Origin of the sequence: Streptococcus sp. 2022WUSS135 (assembly GCF_044427045.1) — a bacterium.
Classification (GTDB): domain Bacteria; phylum Bacillota; class Bacilli; order Lactobacillales; family Streptococcaceae; genus Streptococcus; species Streptococcus hashimotonensis.
In genome coordinates, this window is the sequence record NZ_JAOTGL010000055.1 from 1 (window position 1) to 2,734 (window position 2,734).

1 protein-coding gene, 2 pseudogenes and 1 riboswitch are annotated in these 2,734 nt (G+C 41.0%); all 3 genes and pseudogenes read right to left on the reverse strand.

Annotation, left to right across the window (positions count from 1 at the left end):
• Positions 1-340, reverse strand: a pseudogene (locus ODU45_RS09850) (IS4 family transposase); the annotation flags it as partial.
• A 103-nt stretch (positions 341-443) separates the two neighbouring features.
• Positions 444-1,778, reverse strand: a complete 1,335-nt coding sequence (locus ODU45_RS09855; RefSeq protein ID WP_398581229.1) for an alanine/glycine:cation symporter family protein — start codon at positions 1,776-1,778, stop codon at positions 444-446.
• A gap of 106 nt (positions 1,779-1,884) precedes the next feature.
• A riboswitch (glycine riboswitch) is annotated at positions 1,885-1,989 on the reverse strand.
• Positions 1,990-2,305: 316 nt separating this feature from the next.
• Positions 2,306-2,734 (reverse strand): annotated as a pseudogene (gene tnpA, locus ODU45_RS09860) (IS200/IS605 family transposase); the annotation flags it as partial.

Genomic DNA, 2,734 nt, shown 5'->3' on the forward strand with positions numbered 1-2,734 from the left:
TTCTTGGTAGAATCACATCACTACCATCAACAGCTAGGATAGGAAGGTTGTGAGAGATTGGAATTTTAGAAGTAATATTGGTAAACAGGGCTTTAAAAGCTTGATGTTTGATCTGATATCGTCGTTGGACAAAGGCAGATTGGGTAACTGGTAAATGTAAGTCAAGTAGCTCTTTAGATAAGGTATTGCCTCCCATGGTAAGTATAGCTTGAATCATGGTTTTCATCGTTAGCTGACTTTTCCGACTAAAATCTTTTTCAGGATGAAGCACAAACTGGTTTGCGGTGGAAACGATGTCGTTAATACTATCAAGTAAATGAGCTTTAATCTGATCTAGCATGACTTTTCCCCTTTTATTTTTAGTGTAACATAAAAAATAACCCACCACAAAATGTGATAGGTTAGTTAACTTAATGACATTGGTCAAACGACTGTCTTTTATCTTATTTCTTCTTTGCAAAATACTGGCGTGTCTCCTTGATGATAACAGGAGAGAGAGCTAGTAAGGCAATCAAGTTTGGTAGGGCCATGAGACCATTTACAATATCTGCAATGGTCCAAATCAAGTCTAGTTTGAGGAAACCACCAAGGGCTACCATTGCCACAAATAACAGACGATAAGGTAAGATGGATTTGGTACCGAATAGAAACTCGATACAGCGTTCACCATAGTAAGACCATCCGAGAATAGTTGTAAAAGCAAAAAGTACCAAACTAATCGTCAAGGCAATAGATCCTGCATTGCCAAAAACTGTTGCAAAAGCTGCCTGTGTCAGAGGAGCTCCTTCCAATCCTTCGACAGACCACTGACCTGTCACCAAGATTGTCAAACCTGTTAAGGTGCAGATAATAATCGTATCGATAAAGGTACCCGTCATAGAAATCAAACCTTGCTCAACAGGATTATCCGATTTGGCTGCTGCAGCTGCGATAGGCGCCGAACCTAGACCAGATTCATTTGAAAACACTCCACGCGCAATACCACGTTGGATCGCTTCTTTTACAGTTGCCCCTACAAAGCCACCTACTGCTGCTGCAGGTGAGAAGGCAGATTTCAGAACCAAACCAAATGTCGGCAACAGCTCATTCCAGTGAACTACCAAGACTATCAAACTTGCCAAAATGTATAAAATCGCCATGAAAGGAACGATTTTGGTCGAAACATCCGAGATTTTTTCAATTCCCCCAAAGATAAAGAAAGCAATTGAAATGGCTGTCACAATGCTGACCAACTGGGGAGCTAATCCAAAACTCGAAGACATGGAAGATGCAATCGAATTAACCTGTGAAAATGTCCCCATTCCCAAAAGCGCTACGAGGACACCTGAGACAGCAAAGAAAACAGCCAAGGGTTTCCACTTCTGTCCCATCCCCAAGGTGATATAGTGCATAGGCCCACCTGCTGCTTGACCATTGGCATCCTTTGTACGGTATTTAATGGCTAAAAATCCTTCCGCATACTTGGTTGCCATCCCAAAAAAGGCCGCTACCCACATCCAGAAAAGAGCCCCTGGCCCACCTGTCGTAATGGCGGTTGCCACTCCGACAATATTTCCCGTACCAACTGTCGCTGCCAAAGCTGTACAAAGAGCCGCAAAGCTAGACACATCTCCCTGACCAGACTGGTCACTAGAGAAAATCAGACGAAAGGCGGTTGGTAATTTGCTAACTTGAAACATCCCTAAACGGAGTGTAAAGTAAACACCTGTACCGACCAAAAGTATTAAGAGAGGCGGTCCCCAAACAAAATTGTTGATAGCCTTAAATAGTTCTAACATAGTTCCTCCTAAGCGTTTCTAATCCGATAAAGCTGCCGGAAAAACAAAAAGAGGCTGAACTCTTCAACCTCTAGAATCAACGTGAAAAATACAGAAAAAGCCTATTTTTCAACGCTCTGTCCTTTTACCTGAGAGTTTCAGTAGCTCTACTTTTCCAAGCAAAACTACCTTGCCCCTTCGGTGCCAAAATGGTCTCTCCAGAGTTCCGTCCATTGAACAGTCAGTTTCCCTTCTGCCCAATATCAACCGGTTATTCAGTTTTATCTAGTTTTATTTTAATCTAATTTCACAAAAAAATCAAGAATATTTTCTGATACTCAATGAAAATCAAAAGTAGCCTAGGAAACGAAGCCGAAGATAGAACTCTGTTACTATCTTGTTTCAAGGTAGTCATAACCACCCGTGAAAACGGGTGGCTTGTACACCGGCTATAAGCCGTTTCTCTCCAGCGACGTCTAAAGACGTTCGCTGAACTTCGTTCAGGTTAGTGCTATAATTACTTGACTAATGCCCGTAACAACGGGCTTTTATCTCGTTCTAAAACTGCCATCTGAAAATGGATCTTCATACTCTTTGACATTCAAGAATCAAGTGCAATGTCATTTTTCTCCTGCTCGCGAATATATTTCGCAACTGTCTTTTCATTCAGTCCAACGGTACTAACATAGTAGCCTCTAGCCCAAAACTTTCGATTTCCATACTTATATTTTAAATTGGCATGTTTATCAAATATCATTAGAGCACTTTTGCTTTTCAAATATCCCATAAAATCGGAAATCGAAAGTTTCGGAGGTATCAAGACAAACATATGAACATGGTCTGGCATCATGTGTCCCTCAATGATTTCCACGCCTTTGTATTGACATAGATGACGGAAAATATCAATTAAGTCCTGTCTAATTTTGTAGTAAATGGATTTTCTACGGTACTTAGGTGTGAAAACTATGTGATATTTG